The 16,179-nt window shown below is 37.2% G+C and carries 21 protein-coding genes; 5 read left to right on the forward strand and 16 right to left on the reverse strand.

Annotated features, from left to right (window positions below; translation table 11 throughout):
- Positions 1-47: 47 nt before the first annotated feature.
- Both GTH24_RS01575 and ubiU read right to left on the reverse strand, forming a co-directional pair.
- A complete protein-coding gene (locus GTH24_RS01575) occupies positions 48-926 on the reverse strand; it encodes a U32 family peptidase (protein ID WP_072069555.1) in 879 nt (292 codons plus the stop codon).
- A 13-nt stretch (positions 927-939) separates the two neighbouring features.
- The gene (ubiU, locus tag GTH24_RS01580) at positions 940-1,935 is read right to left on the reverse strand and encodes a ubiquinone anaerobic biosynthesis protein UbiU (RefSeq protein ID WP_072069554.1); all 996 of its coding nucleotides are present in this window, start codon (positions 1,933-1,935) and stop codon (positions 940-942) included.
- A gap of 216 nt (positions 1,936-2,151) precedes the next feature.
- Here ubiU and ubiT point away from each other — a divergent pair, with 216 nt between their 5' ends.
- Both ubiT and GTH24_RS01590 read left to right on the forward strand, forming a co-directional pair.
- A complete protein-coding gene (gene ubiT / locus GTH24_RS01585; RefSeq protein ID WP_072069553.1) occupies positions 2,152-2,685 on the forward strand; it encodes a ubiquinone anaerobic biosynthesis accessory factor UbiT in 534 nt (177 codons plus the stop codon).
- Positions 2,679-3,185, forward strand: a complete 507-nt coding sequence (locus GTH24_RS01590) for a GNAT family N-acetyltransferase (RefSeq protein ID WP_072069552.1) — start codon at positions 2,679-2,681, stop codon at positions 3,183-3,185. The genes ubiT and GTH24_RS01590 overlap by 7 nt, the downstream gene beginning before the upstream one ends.
- A 15-nt stretch (positions 3,186-3,200) precedes the next feature.
- On the opposite strand, the gene GTH24_RS01595 is transcribed toward GTH24_RS01590, so the two are convergent.
- Positions 3,201-3,491, reverse strand: coding sequence for a GIY-YIG nuclease family protein (locus GTH24_RS01595; protein ID WP_164525869.1), 291 nt, complete (start codon positions 3,489-3,491; stop codon positions 3,201-3,203).
- Between the two features lie 286 nt (positions 3,492-3,777).
- Between GTH24_RS01595 and GTH24_RS01600 the strand changes: the two genes are divergently transcribed.
- Together GTH24_RS01600 and GTH24_RS01605 are read left to right on the forward strand one after the other, a co-directional pair.
- Positions 3,778-4,029, forward strand: a complete 252-nt coding sequence (locus tag GTH24_RS01600) for a YdgH/BhsA/McbA-like domain containing protein (RefSeq protein WP_072069550.1) — start codon at positions 3,778-3,780, stop codon at positions 4,027-4,029.
- Positions 4,030-4,143: 114 nt separating this feature from the next.
- Positions 4,144-4,584, forward strand: a complete 441-nt coding sequence (locus tag GTH24_RS01605; RefSeq protein WP_164525870.1) for a YhbP family protein — start codon at positions 4,144-4,146, stop codon at positions 4,582-4,584.
- Positions 4,585-4,608: 24 nt separating this feature from the next.
- Here GTH24_RS01605 and GTH24_RS01610 read toward each other — a convergent pair whose 3' ends face one another.
- The 9 genes from GTH24_RS01610 to argF form a co-directional block, all read right to left on the reverse strand.
- A complete protein-coding gene (locus GTH24_RS01610; RefSeq protein WP_082151806.1) occupies positions 4,609-4,971 on the reverse strand; it encodes a hypothetical protein in 363 nt (120 codons plus the stop codon).
- A 159-nt stretch (positions 4,972-5,130) separates the two neighbouring features.
- Positions 5,131-5,340, reverse strand: coding sequence for a hypothetical protein (locus GTH24_RS01615; protein WP_023583554.1), 210 nt, complete (start codon positions 5,338-5,340; stop codon positions 5,131-5,133).
- Positions 5,341-5,366: 26 nt separating this feature from the next.
- Complete coding sequence (gene nrdG / locus GTH24_RS01620) at positions 5,367-5,831, reverse strand: anaerobic ribonucleoside-triphosphate reductase-activating protein (protein WP_072069548.1); 465 nt, start codon at positions 5,829-5,831, stop codon at positions 5,367-5,369.
- A gap of 4 nt (positions 5,832-5,835) precedes the next feature.
- Positions 5,836-7,974, reverse strand: a complete 2,139-nt coding sequence (gene nrdD, locus GTH24_RS01625) for an anaerobic ribonucleoside-triphosphate reductase (RefSeq protein ID WP_115351201.1) — start codon at positions 7,972-7,974, stop codon at positions 5,836-5,838.
- A 343-nt stretch (positions 7,975-8,317) separates the two neighbouring features.
- Positions 8,318-8,704, reverse strand: a complete 387-nt coding sequence (locus tag GTH24_RS01630) for a RidA family protein (RefSeq protein WP_006535650.1) — start codon at positions 8,702-8,704, stop codon at positions 8,318-8,320.
- A 324-nt stretch (positions 8,705-9,028) separates the two neighbouring features.
- Complete coding sequence (gene pyrI, locus GTH24_RS01635) at positions 9,029-9,487, reverse strand: aspartate carbamoyltransferase regulatory subunit (RefSeq protein ID WP_006535648.1); 459 nt, start codon at positions 9,485-9,487, stop codon at positions 9,029-9,031.
- A gap of 13 nt (positions 9,488-9,500) precedes the next feature.
- On the reverse strand, positions 9,501-10,436 hold the full coding sequence (gene pyrB, locus GTH24_RS01640; protein ID WP_072069547.1) for an aspartate carbamoyltransferase: 936 nt from the start codon (positions 10,434-10,436) through the stop codon (positions 9,501-9,503).
- Positions 10,436-10,606, reverse strand: coding sequence for a hypothetical protein (locus GTH24_RS01645; protein WP_164525796.1), 171 nt, complete (start codon positions 10,604-10,606; stop codon positions 10,436-10,438). The genes pyrB and GTH24_RS01645 overlap by 1 nt, the downstream gene beginning before the upstream one ends.
- 178 nt (positions 10,607-10,784) lie before the next feature.
- The gene (gene argF / locus GTH24_RS01650; RefSeq protein WP_072069546.1) at positions 10,785-11,789 is read right to left on the reverse strand and encodes an ornithine carbamoyltransferase; all 1,005 of its coding nucleotides are present in this window, start codon (positions 11,787-11,789) and stop codon (positions 10,785-10,787) included.
- A 184-nt stretch (positions 11,790-11,973) separates the two neighbouring features.
- Here argF and rraB point away from each other — a divergent pair, with 184 nt between their 5' ends.
- Complete coding sequence (gene rraB / locus GTH24_RS01655; RefSeq protein WP_072069545.1) at positions 11,974-12,408, forward strand: ribonuclease E inhibitor RraB; 435 nt, start codon at positions 11,974-11,976, stop codon at positions 12,406-12,408.
- 110 nt (positions 12,409-12,518) lie between these two features.
- On the opposite strand, the gene GTH24_RS01660 is transcribed toward rraB, so the two are convergent.
- From GTH24_RS01660 to GTH24_RS01675, 4 genes are all read right to left on the reverse strand, one after another.
- Positions 12,519-13,388: a pirin family protein gene (locus GTH24_RS01660; protein ID WP_072069544.1), complete on the reverse strand. Its 870-nt coding sequence runs from the start codon at positions 13,386-13,388 to the stop codon at positions 12,519-12,521.
- Between the two features lie 318 nt (positions 13,389-13,706).
- Positions 13,707-14,618, reverse strand: a complete 912-nt coding sequence (locus tag GTH24_RS01665) for an SEL1-like repeat protein (protein WP_164525871.1) — start codon at positions 14,616-14,618, stop codon at positions 13,707-13,709.
- A 259-nt stretch (positions 14,619-14,877) separates the two neighbouring features.
- The gene (locus GTH24_RS01670) at positions 14,878-15,045 is read right to left on the reverse strand and encodes a YhfL family protein (protein ID WP_036914671.1); all 168 of its coding nucleotides are present in this window, start codon (positions 15,043-15,045) and stop codon (positions 14,878-14,880) included.
- 421 nt (positions 15,046-15,466) lie between these two features.
- Positions 15,467-15,976, reverse strand: a complete 510-nt coding sequence (locus GTH24_RS01675) for a GNAT family N-acetyltransferase (protein ID WP_241254006.1) — start codon at positions 15,974-15,976, stop codon at positions 15,467-15,469.
- Positions 15,977-16,179: the final 203 nt, after the last annotated feature.

The following is a 16,179-nucleotide window of genomic DNA, read 5'->3' on the forward strand; positions in this document are numbered from 1 at the left end:
CATGATAAATCCACTCTATTATAGATGAAACAGAGTGGATAAAAGGCTTATTCCACCAACTCCAATCCAGCTAGTTTACGCCAATAGCCATTACAGTCATGGTGATGGGTAGTTGTAATAGGATGTTGACCTTCTTCATTTTGGCGAAATTGTTGTAAGGTATCAAAAATAGCGTCAGATTCAGGTGAAAGCCGGATAATATCCACTAAACCTGCCATTGAGGTTTGATCGTTACCCAAGTTGTAACAATAACCACTTTGTGTCTGAATACCATTTAATACAAATACTTGCTGATTTTCTTGTGATAATACTTCACGACCTTGTGGGTATTTTTGGCAACAAGTTTCACAATCATCTTTAGAGCGATTTTCAGAACGAGCAGTAAAACAACGTGCTGAATAAGCTAAAGGAAGATGTCCATAAGCCAAGACTTCGACTTCAAATTTATTCCTAATATCCAATGTTTCACATTGGTTTAGAAGGTTACTTAGCCATTCACGAGAAAGTTCTACAGGCATACACCAACGTATCATGCCTTGTTTATATAATAAACGTAGCGCATAAGCGTTGTAGCAATTTAATCCGTGACCCGCAATAAAAGGAAGATTGCGTTCATAAAGCATATTGATGACACCAAAATCATGGGCTTCAACTAAAAACTCGCCGTTATCAACCAGCTTAGTAATTTCTTTCAATTCAGAAGGCGCTTGTAATAACGCTAAGGTAGAAAGAACCACTTGTTTGCCACTTTTAGCGACTTCTTTGGCAAGATTAATCCAATCTTGAGGTTTAGTTTCTCGGCGTTTACTGCAAACTGTTTCGCCTAAATAGATAATATCAGCATCACATTGTTTTGCTTTTTCATAGAACGCTTCGAGTGTAGATTTTTGCCAATAATAAAGTACAGAGCCTAATGCATATTTCATTTTCTTATCCTTATTATTGCCATTTACGGTGATAAGCACCCAATGTTGTTTGTGTTCCTTCTGAAATTTTTCCTAAGGCATTCATCCAACGAGGATCAGTGTTAAAGCTTTGGGGATCTTTCTTACATTGATCAATTGCCGTTCTCCAAACTCTTGCGACTTCTGTGACATAAGCGGGGCTACGCTGGCGACCTTCAATTTTGACAGAGGCAATATTCATTGCCATTAATTCAGGTAATAGGGAAAGGGTATTTAGGCTAGTTGGCTCTTCTAATGCATGATAACAATGGTCATCAACAAAATAGCGTCCTTTGCACAGTGTTGGGTAGCCTGCATTTTCATCAGGCGCATAGCGATCTATCAGAACATCATTAAGGCGAGATTCCATTCCTTGTGGTGTCTGTTGCCAGCGTACAAAACGCGCAGGAGAGCAAGCACCTACCGTATTGGGTGATTCACCGGTTAAGTAGGAAGAAAGATAGCATCGGCCCTCAGCCATAATACACAAGCTTCCAAAGGCAAAAACTTCTAAAGGTACTGGGCTAGTTTGTGCTAATTGTTTCACTTGATGAATAGATAGAACACGAGGAAGAACAATACGAGCAACATCAAAATTGCGTTGATAAAACTCAATTGCCTGTGTATTGGTTGCTGAGGCTTGTACAGAAACATGGCGTTCAATATGAGGATAACGCTCAGCCGCATATTCTAGCATCGCAATATCTGCCAAAATAAGCGCATCAGCACCCAATGATGCCGCCATATCAACGGCCTTTTGCCAGCGTTCAAATCCATTAGGGTGAGCAAAGGTGTTTATTGCAATGTGTAGTTTTCGCTGGTGGCGATGAACATAATTAACTGCTTCTTGTAGCTTCTTTTCTGTGAAATTCAAACCTGCAAAATGTCTTGCATTCGTATCATCTTTTAAGCCGATATAAACGGCGTCCGCACCATTATCTATGGCTGCTTTTAAGGCAGGTAAATTACCCGCAGGGCACAGCAATTCCATCTTCACTTCCCTTTAGAAATTAAGAATGATCGGAAATTGTAATGAGTAAGATAAAAAAAGGTTTTGATTTAAGGCAGAGAAGTTTGTTTTTTACTTAAGTAAAATCAAAGAACTCAAAAAGCAAACAATGGATTAACAGAATATTGATATAGGATCGCAGAATATCTGTTCATTTCTGGCACAATAGCCCCTAAATTTATTTATAGGAGTCCGAACGTGTTTAACAAAATTCGTACCCATTTGGTAAAAGAGGGGCCTCGTTTTTTACGTTACCCTTTACAAGTTACCCCATTTGCTTTGCAACGCGATATTTTAGAGCAGTTTTTAAGTTGGCAGTTTCGTGAATCTCTTGCAGAAGGTGATTTACACTTTTTAGAAGATAAATGGCTAAAGGTAGAGATAAGAGACTTACATTTACAGTGGTTTATCAGTGTTCGTGATGATAAATTAGTGGTTAGTCGCTTAGAAAAAGAAGATGTCAGCTTTAGTGGTAATGCTAATGATCTTATTTTAATTGCTGCTCGCAAAGAAGATCCTGACACCTTATTTTTCCAACGCCGTCTACAAATTGAGGGTGATACAGAACTCGGGTTATATGTTAAGAACCTGATGGATGCAATTGAATTAGACTCAATGCCATCTGTGTTGCGTTTTGGTTTATTACAACTGGCTGAATTTGTAAAAAGTGGACTTCAAGAAGAAACTGAAGACAAAATGCACAGCCATGAACTGAGCTCAACTTCATGCTAATACGTGTTGAAATTCCTGTTGATATTCCTGCTATTGATAGCCTTTTACGCCAAGTGTTTCCGACAAGCTCTGAAGCTGATTTAGTCGGGCATTTACGTGAAGAAGGCCTATTAACATTAGGTATGGTGGCTATTAGCGATGAAGGCCAATTAGTTGGCTATATCGGTTTTACACCAGTTGATGTTGATGGAATAGATTGTCAGTGGGTTGGTCTTGCGCCACTTGCTGTTGCACCAGAGTTCCAAAACCAAGGTATTGGACGCCAACTGATTAATGAAGGGCTAGATAGCCTAAATGAATTTGGGTATGGCGCAGTCGTAGTGTTGGGAGATCCCAAATACTATCAAGTATCGGGTTTTATTCCTGCTAAATCTCAAGGCTTACATTGCAAATGGCCTGATACAGAAGACGCATTTCAGCTTTATGCGTTAGATAATGGCAATGTTGAAGAGATCCACGGTTTAGTCAACTACTCACCTTTATTTGACCAATTTAGCTGATCCGCTTAACTCATTTTATTTATCCTGTATTAAATACAGTGCAATGTCTGAAGGCTGGTCTGTGATCAGCTTTTCTTTTTGCTTTTTTTTTAACTGCTTTAATTGGTATTCAAGCTGAGAGGCTCGTTGCCTATCGCCAACCTGACAATGAAATTCTAATAATAAAGGCCCTTTTCCTTTTAATGCTTTCGCGCCAGTTCCATCCTGATGCTGTTGAAAACGGCGCTCAACATTTGTTGTGATCCCGGTATAAAGATAGCCAAGACGATTTCTAACAATATAGAGTGACCACATTGTGTCAGCCATCATTTTTTCCTTTTCGTGCTACTTTTTCTTTTGATAAATAATATTTCTTAGTTTTTGAAGTGAGTAATTTAAACCATGTCAAAAATAAATCTATTAAATATATCAATATGTTGTGAAATTTTTGTGACAATAAAATTTATAATTTAAAAAATAACATTCAATTTTTTTGAAAATGAACAGCAATTATTGCTAATTTTAAAGTTAAATTAAAGCGCATAATATGATCCACATCACAGAGACACACTCCGCGATATCTGACAAAATTAGAATTAAATTGGAGTTTATTATGAAAAAATCTACATTAATCGCTGCAACATTCGCTTTAAGTGCTATTTCATTTGGTTCAATGGCTGCTGATAGCATATCAAAAAGTCCTTCTGTCAATGGTGAGTATATCACAATCACAGGTAGTGATACTTTAGATGGCTTAACCACCAAAATTGCTCAAATCGCAAAAGATGAAGGAGCAAAAGGCTTTAAAGTTGTTGGCGCAACTGGTGAAGATTACCTCACTGTTAATGCTGAAATTTATCGTTAATTTTAACTATTTTCGATAAATAATCTGTAATAAGAGACACGCGGTAAGACGCTCGTTTTGATGATATAATTATCATCTAAACAGCGTCTCTTTTTGTTTCTATGCAGGTATATAATGACTTCTCTAGACTCGATCAAATTAATTAAACAATATATACACAATAACTATGTGTTCACCTTATGTACAACATGTTCATTGAGTGATATTTGGTGTGCTAATTGTTTTTATTGGTTTGATGAATGTCAGATGAGGCTCGTTTTCCTTTCTGAAAAGAAAACTCGTCATGCTCAAATGATGCAGGAAAATTTATTAGTTGCAGGGAGTATTAGCACACAAGAAATTGTAGTATCCGATCTACAAGGTATCCAATTCACAGGTTCGGTTGCTTTATTGGCAGGTAAGGACGACATCAACGCAAGAAAACATTATTGTTTACGCTTTCCTGTCGCATTAGCCGCCATCCATGTGCCTTTATGGGAATTACAATTACAAGAAATTAAGATGGTCAATAATCAGCTAGGTTTTGGGACTAAGCTGTATTGGCAACGTCATTAAGCCTCTTATGTTCTTAATTTCTTATTATTCCCAAAAATAATGACTTTTTTGTTCCCACCCTTTTAAAGACATACAAGAGGTATAGAAGGTTTTTCTGTCTTCTTGATTAATGTCTTCAACATAGCTTTCTGTCATTGGTACACGTTCAGTGTAGGTTTTTTTATCCCCACAGTGATCTTTATCATCTTTACGACATGTTTTTTGTACATCGCGATAAACAGTACGTTGTAGTACTTCTTTACGAATAGGGTAGCGAGTATTCGCATCAAGTTCACAAAGCATTTTAGCTTCTTGTAATGTGTAATCTGATGCACCTTTAGGTTCCCAAGTACTGCTACAACCAGAAAGTAAAACTATTGAAAATAAAGGGAAGAGTGCTAATTTCATATCAAATATCATCATAAAAAGAATAGTTAAGAGCGTCAATAATAAAACAAAACTAATCACTTTGACCATCTTTTTTGAAAATGATTCGCATTTGATAACGGAGGTGATTAAATGATAATGATGAAGAAAAAAGCCCATTATGAAATGGGCTTTTAGGCGTTACTCAAATGATGAAAGATTTTTTTCTATCTCAGCATCTATTTCAGTATGCTGGAGATGTTTAGCACCGAGTTTCTTTTTCAATTCGGTACCTAGCTTCACGAGTTGTTCTCGATTCGCTTTAGACTGCTTTTTACCCCATTTTTTTAAATGGTAGTTCAGCTCATGATCTTCAGAAAAGCTTACATATTTATTATCACTTAAAGGCATACATCCTCCAGTTAATTCAATGTGTATTATTTCAATTTATGGATCACCTGATTACTACTACCACGCCACAGTAATGCGGGATCATAAAGTTCTTGCACGAACTTCCCATCAATCAGTACGTTAATATAGTTAACGACTTCTTGCTGCTCTGGGGTTAAGTCAGCCAGTAAGTAGCCAGTCCAAACCCAAATATCTTTCTCAGGGCATTCCGTTTTAACGCGTTTTACCAATTTTAATATAGCAGAAAGATTTTGAGGGTGTAGAGGATCGCCACCTGAAAGTGATAATCCTTGGCGTTTAATACGATTGTCTTGTAGATCAGCAATTATCTGATCTTCCATCTCTTGGGTAAACGGCTTACCTGATGTTAATGACCACGTTGATTTGTTATAACAGCCTCGGCATTGGTGTATGCACCCTGCAACAAACAGGGTGCAACGTGTACCTTCACCATTCACAACATCAACAGGGTAATATTGATGGTAATTCACAATCTTAACCTAACTGACCATTTGCCAGATGTTTTACACGGCGTTTAACTTCTTCTTGCTTACCTGCATTAAATGGGCGTGAATCTGGACTGCCTAAATATCCACAGACACGGCGAATAACAGAGACTCTCGCAGGGTTGTGATTACCACAACGTGGGCAAGTGAAGCCTTTGCTAGTACAAGAGAATTCACCGGTATAGCCACAGTCATAACATTCATCAATTGGGGTGTTTGTGCCGTAGTAAGGAACACGGGTATAGCTGTAATCCCACACGTCTTCTAATGCTTTAAGGTTATGTTGTAAGTTTGGATATTCGCCATAGCAAATGAAACCGCCATTGGCTAATGGAGGATAAGGTGCTTCAAAATCCAGTTTATCGTATGGATTTACTTTTTTCTCAACATCTAAGTGGAAGCTATTGGTGTAATAACCTTTATCCGTTACACCCGGTAGAATACCGAATTCAGCTGCATCTAAACGACAGAAACGATCACATAAGTTCTCACTCGGTGTGCTGTAAAGGCTGAAGCCATAGCCAGTCTCTGCTTTCCATTGGTCTGTTGCTTCACGTAGGCGATTAATAATCGCCACCGCTTTTTCTCTTAAGGTTTCATCATCAAAAACGTGTTTTTCAGTACCAAACAGTGCATTGATGGTCTCATGAACACCGATATAACCTAATGAAATTGACGCTCTGCCATTTTTAAAGATTTCAGACACATTATCGTCTGCTTTTAAGCGCACACCACATGCACCCTCCATATAAAGAATAGGGGCAACACGTGCTTTAACATTTTCTAAACGTGCAATGCGTGTCATTAGCGCTTTTTTCGCTAATTCAAGACGGTCATCAAGTAGTGACCAGAATGCGACTTCGTCACCTTGGGCTTCAATGGCAATACGCGGTAAGTTCAGACTAATAACACCTAGGTTATTACGGCCTTCGTGGATCATTTCACCATTTTCTTCGTAAACACCTAAGAAGCTACGGCAACCCATTGGAGTTTTAAATGATCCCGTTACTTTAACCACTTGATCGTAATTTAAGATATCCGGATACATACGTTTACTTGCACATTCAAGCGCAAGTTGTTTGATATCGTAATTAGGATCACCAAACTTATGGTTTAAGCCATCTTTGATAGCAAAAACAAGTTTAGGAAAAACAGCTGTTTTGCGGTTTTTGCCTAAACCAGCCATACGATTTTCAAGGATAGAACGTTGAATTAGACGCGCTTCTTTTGACGTACCAAGGCCAAAGCCGAAAGTGACAAATGGCGTTTGTCCATTAGCTGTATGCAGTGTATTGACTTCATACTCTAAAGATTGGAATGCGTCGTAACACTCTTTTTCAGTACGCGCATTGGCATAGGCTTCTTTATCAGCAATTTGCCACTCCTGCGCTACTTTATAGTGTTTGTCATAACTTGATTTTACAAATGGCGCTAATACTTCATCGATACGATTTATCGTTGTACCACCATAAATATGGCTCGCCACTTGTGCAATAATTTGTGCTGTTACTGCGGTTGCTGTTGAAATAGATTTAGGAGGCTCTATTTCTGCATTCCCCATTTTAAAGCCATTGTTTAACATGCCTTTAAGGTCAATTAGCATACAGTTAAACATAGGGAAAAACGGTGAATAATCGAGATCATGATAATGAATTTCACCTCGCTCATGAGCGAGTACCACATCTCTTGGCAGGATATGCAATTTTGCGTAATGTTTAGCCACAATACCCGCAAGTAAATCACGTTGGGTAGGGATAACTTTACTGTCTTTATTCGCATTCTCATGAAGAATAGAGACATCGCTTTGTTCGATAAGACCTCGAATTTCCTGAGTTAATCTTCCGCGTTGCTCACGGGCAACATCTCGGTCATGACGGTATTCAATGTAGGCTCTGGCGACATCTTTATGCTCGCCAGCCATCAGCTGATTTTCTACGGCGTCTTGGATCTCACGGATATCGACATTCGAACGTCCTGCGAGAGATTGTGAAACGGATTGCGCGACAGAATCGCAATAATCATCATCAGTGATCTCACAAGCTACGGCGGCTCTTTTGATAGCATCACTGATGCGGGTTTGGTCAAAAGAGACTTTACATCCGTCTCGTTTTATCACTATGGTTTTCACAATCTTGCTCCTTAACTATTTATCCACAGGCTCAAATCCCATAAAAACAGGTGATGGCACAGCATTCAGGCTTATTGTGGATAAGATGTGTATAATTACTATATGTTGTATGTCGAAATGTATTAAAGCACAATATATAGTAATTGGAAGGGAAATAATCTTCATTAAAACTGATCTAAATCAAGGTATTTTTGCTACATCAGGCATCAAGAGGGGTTAGCTGAATTGTAAATATGCGCCAAAACAGAAGCTATAAATTATTCATCAAAAAATGAGAACATAAAAAAAGCAAAGTGCTCATAAAGAGACCTTTGCTTTTTTATGATTGATTCTTGAAATGAAATTAACGGATAGCGATAACTTCGATTTCTACTTTTGCATCTTTTGGTAAACGAGCAACTTCAACACAAGAACGAGCTGGGAATGCTGCATTATGCTCTTTAAAGAAAGCTTCATAAGCGGCATTAATGGTACCAAAATCATTTAAATCTTTTACGAAAACAGTAGTTTTGATGATATTAGCAACAGTTAAACCCGCTTTTTCAATAATTGCTTTTACATTTTCTAAAGACTGACGAGCTTGTTCTGCAGCATTATCAGAAACAAATTCACCTGTAGCAGGATCAACAGGTAATTGACCTGAAGTGATCACTAAATTACCTAAATCAACGCCTTGTACATAAGGGCCAATTGCTGCAGGGGCTTTATCGGTATTAATTTCGTAAGACATGTAGAACTCCTGTTTTTATAAGATTAAGACTAACGCTTGATTAGCACGGCGCTATTATAACCAGCGCTGTAAGTTAGCAATATGACAGATGTCAGGCTTTATCATAAAGTCTGTAAGTATAAAAAGAAAATAAATGAAGAGTAGTAGTGCGGTTTGACGTTATTTTTAGCCTATAAAAATGGTGAGGTTATAGTAAATTTTTTTATAAAAAAGAAAGGATATGCTATTTTCATTTTTAATATAAATAGCCTTGAAGCTTTTAATAGGTAATTATTCTCTTTTTATAAAAAACTATCTGCCCTTGCGAGCAGATAGTGAAGATAATTAACGAATAACCGCGTGGCGTTCGAATTCTTTTTCACAGTATTTACAGGTTAATACCACATCTGAGGCCAGTTTTTTGACTCGGAAACTACTTTGTACTGGCTCGTTATGACTAATACAGTTGCTATTAGGACAAGGCACCACATCTTCAAGTAATTCAGGCAAGCTTAACGCCATCTTATTAACCACTTGGTAATCATCGATAATATTAACAGTGGCTTGTGGCGCATACATTGCTAAACGGTTTGCTTGTTCTGAGGTTAAAAAGACATTTTCGATTTTAATGAGATCTTTTTTACCTAAATTTTCTGAAGGTAAATTAAAACCTACGGTTATTCTTTCATCAGTTTCAGTTAAACGGAACAGTGAAAGAATTTTAAAGCCCACCTGCGCTGGAATATGATCAATAACAGTCCCACGTTTGATAGCTTCAACTTTTAGTTTGTGATCATGTGTCATGGTGTGCTCCTTATTAAAGAACTAAGTTTTTATTCAGAACTAAGGCAAGTAATGCCTGACGTGCGTAGATACCATTTCCAGCTTGTTGGAAATAATAAGCATAAGGTGTTTTATCTACATCTGTTGTGATTTCATCAATACGCGGCAGTGGGTGTAAGATCTTGAGGTTATCTTTCACATTCACTAAATCAGCGCTAGTTAAAATAAACTGAGCTTTAACATTTGCATATTCAGAAGGATCTAAACGTTCTTTTTGTACACGTGTCATATAGAGAATATCCAGCTCTGGCATGACTTCATCTACTGTTTCATGCTGGCTATACTCAACACCATTTTCTTCCAGCAAGTGAAGAATATGCTCTGGCATCGCGAGCACTTTAGGGGCGATAAAATAGAGATGATTACCTTTAAATTTCGCTAATGCTTGTGCCAGTGAATGCACAGTTCGACCATATTTTAAGTCACCAACCATTGCGATATTGAGATTATCTAAACGGCCTTGTGTTTCTTGAATGGTAAACAAATCCAGTAAAGTCTGTGTTGGATGTTGATTTGCACCATCACCTGCATTTAGAACAGGAATATCACCAGCAAACTCAGAGGCTAAACGTGCTGCACCTTCTTGAGGATGGCGAATCACAATGGCATCGGCATAAGTGCGTAGAACAGAAATGGTATCCGCTAATGTTTCACCTTTTTTTCCCAATGATGTGTTGCTTCCATCAGAAAAGCCGACAACAGATGCGCCAAGGCGGTGGATCGCTGTTTCAAATGATAAACGAGTTCGTGTTGATGCTTCAAAAAAGCAACTTGCTATCACTTTATCCTTTAACAATTCGTTATTAGGCTGCTGTTTTAATTTATCAGCAACGCGAAGAACTGCTTCCAAATCTTCCCTGTCCAGATCATTGATGGAGATAATATGCTTTTGGTAGAGCGGATTAGTCATTAGAGTTCTCCTTTAGCGATGAATTGTGCGATGAGTGGTTTCTTATAGGCCAAAAAAAACCCCTCAATAAGAGGGGTTTCAAAAAATTGGGCTATTGGAAAAAAGTGAATGCGCTTGCGACCTGTTAAGGTGCGATTTTTTTTAACATATTGGAATAGGCGCTGTTTCATCTTTCCTCCTGACAAATTGTGGCGCATTATACGCATCTTAGATTTACACGCAAGCGTTTGCTTTTGTTTTTTTCTAAAAATTTTTTTTTGGTTTAAAAATCAATAAGCTTGAGATAAAACGAAGAAAACACCTATTTTTTCTCGATTAAAAAATAGGTGTTTTGCATGATTATGTATTTCAGAACGGATTGGCAAGGGTCGCTACCATCACGGCTTTTATGGTGTGAAGACGGTTCTCTGCTTCATCAAACACAATACTGTGTTTTGATTCGAATACTTCATCAGTGACTTCAAAACCACCATATAGGTTAAACTCTTCCGCTAATGCTTTACCCATTGTGGTTTCTTCATCATGAAAAGCCGGTAAACAGTGAAGGAATTTGACTTCTGGGTTTTCTGTTAATTTAACAACATTCATATTGACCTGATAAGGCTTCAGTAACGCAATACGCTCTTTCCAAACTTCTTTTGGTTCACCCATAGAGACCCATACATCGGTGTAAAGAAAATCAGCATTTTTAACACCTTCAGCCACATTTTCAGTAAGTGTGATTTTTCCACCATTTTTGTTGGCAACATCTTGGCATTGAGCCACTAAGCTTGCATCAGGCCAACATGCTTTCGGCGCAACTAAACGTAAATCTATACCTGTTAACGCTGCTGCTTCCAGCATAGTATTTCCCATGTTATTACGAGCGTCACCAAGGTAAGCAAATACGGTTTTTGATAATGGCTTGGTTTGATGTTCTGTGATAGTCAGTAAGTCTGCTAACAGCTGGGTTGGGTGAAATTCATTGGTTAAACCATTCCAAACAGGCACACCTGAATATTGTGCAAGGGCATCTACCGTTTTTTGCCCATAACCCCGATACTGAATACCATCATACATACGGCCTAATACTCGTGCGGTATCTTTGATGGATTCTTTATGCCCAATTTGGCTCCCGCCCCCCAAATAAGTCACTCTGGCGCCTTGATCAAAAGCCGCAACTTCAAAGGCACAACGAGTACGTGTTGAGTCTTTTTCAAAAATAAGTGCAATATTTTTTCCTGCAAGATATTGAGTTTCTTTACCTGATTTTTTGGCTTTTTTTAATTGTGCTGACAATGTAAGTAGTTGTTGAATTTCAGCGGGTGAAAAATCCAGTAAACGTAAGAATGATTTTTGATAAAAAGGGTTCATAGAGTGATATCCTGTCATTGAATTTATATTCAATTTATATTAATAAATATTCATCATCAACCCCTGGAGGAAAACTTTTAATTTAGACAGTCTGCGATAAGCACATCATATTAGGTATGGAGTGTTGATTCGCCCTGTGGGAGAATGAACAAGATACCTTTTCAGACTATTGCGGAGCATGATTATGGCGGACAGCAAAGAATTAGCAGAACAACGTGAAGAAACACGTCTTATTATTGAAGAATTACTTGAAGATGGTAGTGATCCTGATGCGCTGTATGCTATCGAACACCACATCTCTTGTGAAAACTTCGAAACACTAGAAAAAGCGGCAGTTGAAGTATTTAAATTAGGTTATGAAGTGACTGAACCTGAAGAAATTGAAGTAGAATCAGGTGAAATTTTAGTTTGCTTTGATGCTGTGAGTGAAAGCGGTTTAAATGCTGAGCTTATTGATGCTCAAGTTGAACAGTTAATGAATTTAGCTGAAAAAATGGGTGTTTATTACGATGGTTGGGGAACTTACTTTGAAGATCCTGACGCTGAGTATGATGATGAAGACGGTGAAGACGAAGACGGCGAAGATGGAGAGTCTGATAAGTCATCACGTTTACATTAATTTTTGCTAAATGTTGTCCCTTTGTACCTGATTTATCAGTGCCAAATAATAGCACCAGCCACAAAATTACTGCTTTGTGACTGGTGTTATTGGTTTTAAGGGTAGAGCCATTAATCCATCACACCAAATTTGCCATTGTCATAATCATCAAAAGCTTGTTGTAACTCATCTTGAGTGTTCATTACAAAAGGCCCTTGTCCTGCAATTGGTTCATTAATTGGCTCACCTGTGAGAATTAAAACAATGGTGTCACCCATTGATTCTAATGTCAGTGTATCGCCAGAATTATCTAATACTACCATGTCATGTTGACGGGCAATTTCACTGTCATTGATATGTACAGCACCTTTCACCACAAACAGCATTGCATTATGACCTTCAGGAATACTGTAGTGTGAAACACCAGCACGATTTAAGCGCAGATCCCACACATTAAGTGGTGAGTAGGTCATTGCGATACCTTGGGTATTAGCATAATTACCTGCGATCACTCGGACATAGCCTTGATCATTAGGTAATCCAACATGAGGGATATCCTCTGCTTTCAGCGCCTGATAACGAGGCTGTGTCATTTTGTACGCTGTCGGCAGATTCACCCAAAGTTGCACCATCTCCAGTACGCCACCTTCTTTAGTCATCTTTTCAGAGTGATACTCTTTATGCAAAATGCCAGAAGCGGCTGTCATCCATTGCACATCACCTGCGGTAATAGTTCCTGCATGGCCTTTAGAGTCATGATGAGAAACCTCACCTTGATAGGCGATTGTTACGGTTTCAAATCCACGATGAGGATGCGCTCCTACACCACGGGCATTGGTAACAGGTTTAAACAGTGTTGGCTCAGCATAATCCATCAGCAGAAACGGGCTATGTTTCTCACCATTTTCCTGATAGGAAAATAAGGTGCTGACTGGAAAGCCATTACCTACCCAGTGTGAATTTGGCGCCGAATAAATATGATTAATCTGTCTGATAGTCATGATTGTTCTCCGAGTTAAGGAAAGAAACCGCAATAACCAAGACACAGAAGGAGGTAATACAGATTATTGCGATTTCTTAATGAAGCTGATCATAAAGTGTTCTCATGATGAACAAAATAGGGGGAATTTGTTGATGGTGTTCAAAAAAAATGAATGATTTTATGGCAGGAAAATACACTGAATTATTTACAGAATTTCATAATATCATCAATTCGGTTGTAAGCACTTTAAGTTTTCTCTTGTTCATAATCTGCCTATATTTTGATTGGTATTAAACACACAAATATATAATTTATAGTACCGCCTTAATTTTGGTTATTATTTATTAAAGTGTTTATTTAAAAAATTAATTCGTAACTGAATATCGGTATAACCTAATTGATAAGCTCTTGTGTACAACTCGATGGCTTTTTCATAATTTTGAGGTATCCCAAGGCCTTCTTCATACATTAAACCAAGGTTAATTAGTCCTCCAATTTCGTCTTGTTCAGCGGCATCTTGATAAAAATTAACTGCTTTATTGATATCACGTTTTACACCAAAACCATGTTGATATAATAATCCCATTGAGTTCATTGCGGCAGGATCACCTTTTTTGATAGCTTCTTGATAACATGTTATTGCTTCATCATATTTTTCCAAATTACCATACAGTATTCCCAATCGTGTAATGGCAAGATAATGATCAGCTTGAATAGCTGCTTTATACCAGTGTTCCGCTAACTCCATATTTTTTTCAATACCGAATCCATCAAAATATAAATCACCTAAACTCATCATAGCTTTACCTGAGTTATCATCGGTAATTGCTTTTTCAAACATCTCTTTTGCTTTTTTATAATTATTATTATATTTGTACAGAATACCTAGATTATAATTTGCAGAAGATGAGCCGAGTTCTATTGCTCTCTGGTAAAGTAAAATAGCTTCTTGTTTTTTACCCTGATCTTCTTTAAGCATTGCCAGTTGATTAAATCCATCAGCATCATTTTTATCTGCTAAGAGTTGATAGATTTGTTCTGCTTTTTCTACATTTTTCTCAATTCCAGTACCCGTTTCATAGAAACGTCCAAGTACTAATAATGCCTTATCGTCTCCTTGTTTTGCTAATATCTCACATGCGGAAAAGTTTTTTTCTTCGGAAATGCATTTAACTTGGGGGGAGGAATAGGCCAATATAGGAATAGATAAAAATAATGTGACGATAATAATCTTGTAGTTTAATGTCATATAAAATTACCTAAAATAGATTTTATTAATGATTAATTTAATCTATCTTCCATTAAAATGGAAACACTAAGCTCTGATTTCTTATGGTGGTGAGGAATGCGAATCATGAAAAATGGTTGAAAACATAAAACATAAAACATAAAACATAAAACATAAAACATAAAACATAAAACATAAAATATAAAAAAATAAAAACCACATTCTTTCTTAGCAACAATAAGTCAGAATGTAGTTTATTAATACGTTTGTTTCTTAAATCTTATTTGCTTGTGTCGCCACAACCGCCAATGATTTTAGAAATAGAAACTGCTGGGTGCAGTAAGTAGTCGTAGTTACAGTCTTTTTCTTTATTGTATACGCTACCAGTACAACCAGTCATTACGGTAATTACAGAAGCAATAAGTGCAATTTTAACAAAGTTTTTCATGAAAAAATTCCTTTTAAATTTTAGAGTTATAAAAGCCATTACATGACTTTATCTGCATAAAGATATTAAATTAGCGATAAATAGCAATCTAAAAAATAAGAAAATTTAAAATAGAAAAGATGCTAAAAAATATTTAACTTAAGAAGTGAAATATAATTATCCAGAGTGAAATGAGTAAAAAAATAAACTTGTGTTTTTTAATGATATTTAAGATAAGGAATTATTGAATAATAAATAGCTAATAATTTAATAATAAATCAATTTGAACAAATAGAGGGTAAATAGAGTTCTTTTATATCATTTTAAAAAATAGCATTTGTGTTTATAGATGCTATTTTTGATAATAAAAACCCGCATAAGAAATGCGGGTAAAGTCGTACTTATTTTATTTATTGTATTACGTAGGGAACAACAAGAACGCTTAAAGTGATTTCACCATACGAATTTCACAATCACTATGTCCTGTATTACCTAAGGCTTCATCAATAAATTCGAATCCTAATTTCTCATATAAGCCCACCGCCGCTTTTAAGATGTCGGTGGTTTCTAAATAGCAACGGCTAAAGCCTTGTGCTTTACCGAACTCAAGAGATTGTAGAACGATTTTTTTTGCAATACCTTTGCCACGCAGTTTGGATGAAAGATACATTTTTTGTAATTCACAGGTATTGCCATCACCCCCAGCAAGTGGTGCGACACCACCACCGCCAACAATTTCTCCCTCCATTTCAACAACCCAGTAAGCGCTACGTGGCTGATGATAAACTTCATAGAGAGTATCTAAAATCGGATCAGCAACCGCAAAGCCTTTATCAGCAGTTAAACCGTGCTCAGCAGAGACTTCACGAATAACGCGTGCAATAGCTGCATTGTCTTTTTCTTCAATCGCTCGAATAACAATATTTGGGGCTATAATTTGGGTTGCAGTCATAGTTGCACTCATCGTTTCACTTATTAGTAGAATATTTTTTGATTACGTATTGAGAGAGCACCGGAAAGGAACTTCTTCATTGAAAGTAGCACGGATAGCTACGAAAACTATCTTAATTGATTAAGCGTGTTTGTAAACCGTTAGCTCGTTTTCTTTGCTTACCTATTCCCTTTATTTCTAGCGTTATATTTTAGTGGGTGATT

It is taken from the genome of Proteus vulgaris (assembly GCF_011045815.1).
GTDB classification, from domain to species: Bacteria; Pseudomonadota; Gammaproteobacteria; order Enterobacterales; family Enterobacteriaceae; genus Proteus; species Proteus vulgaris_B.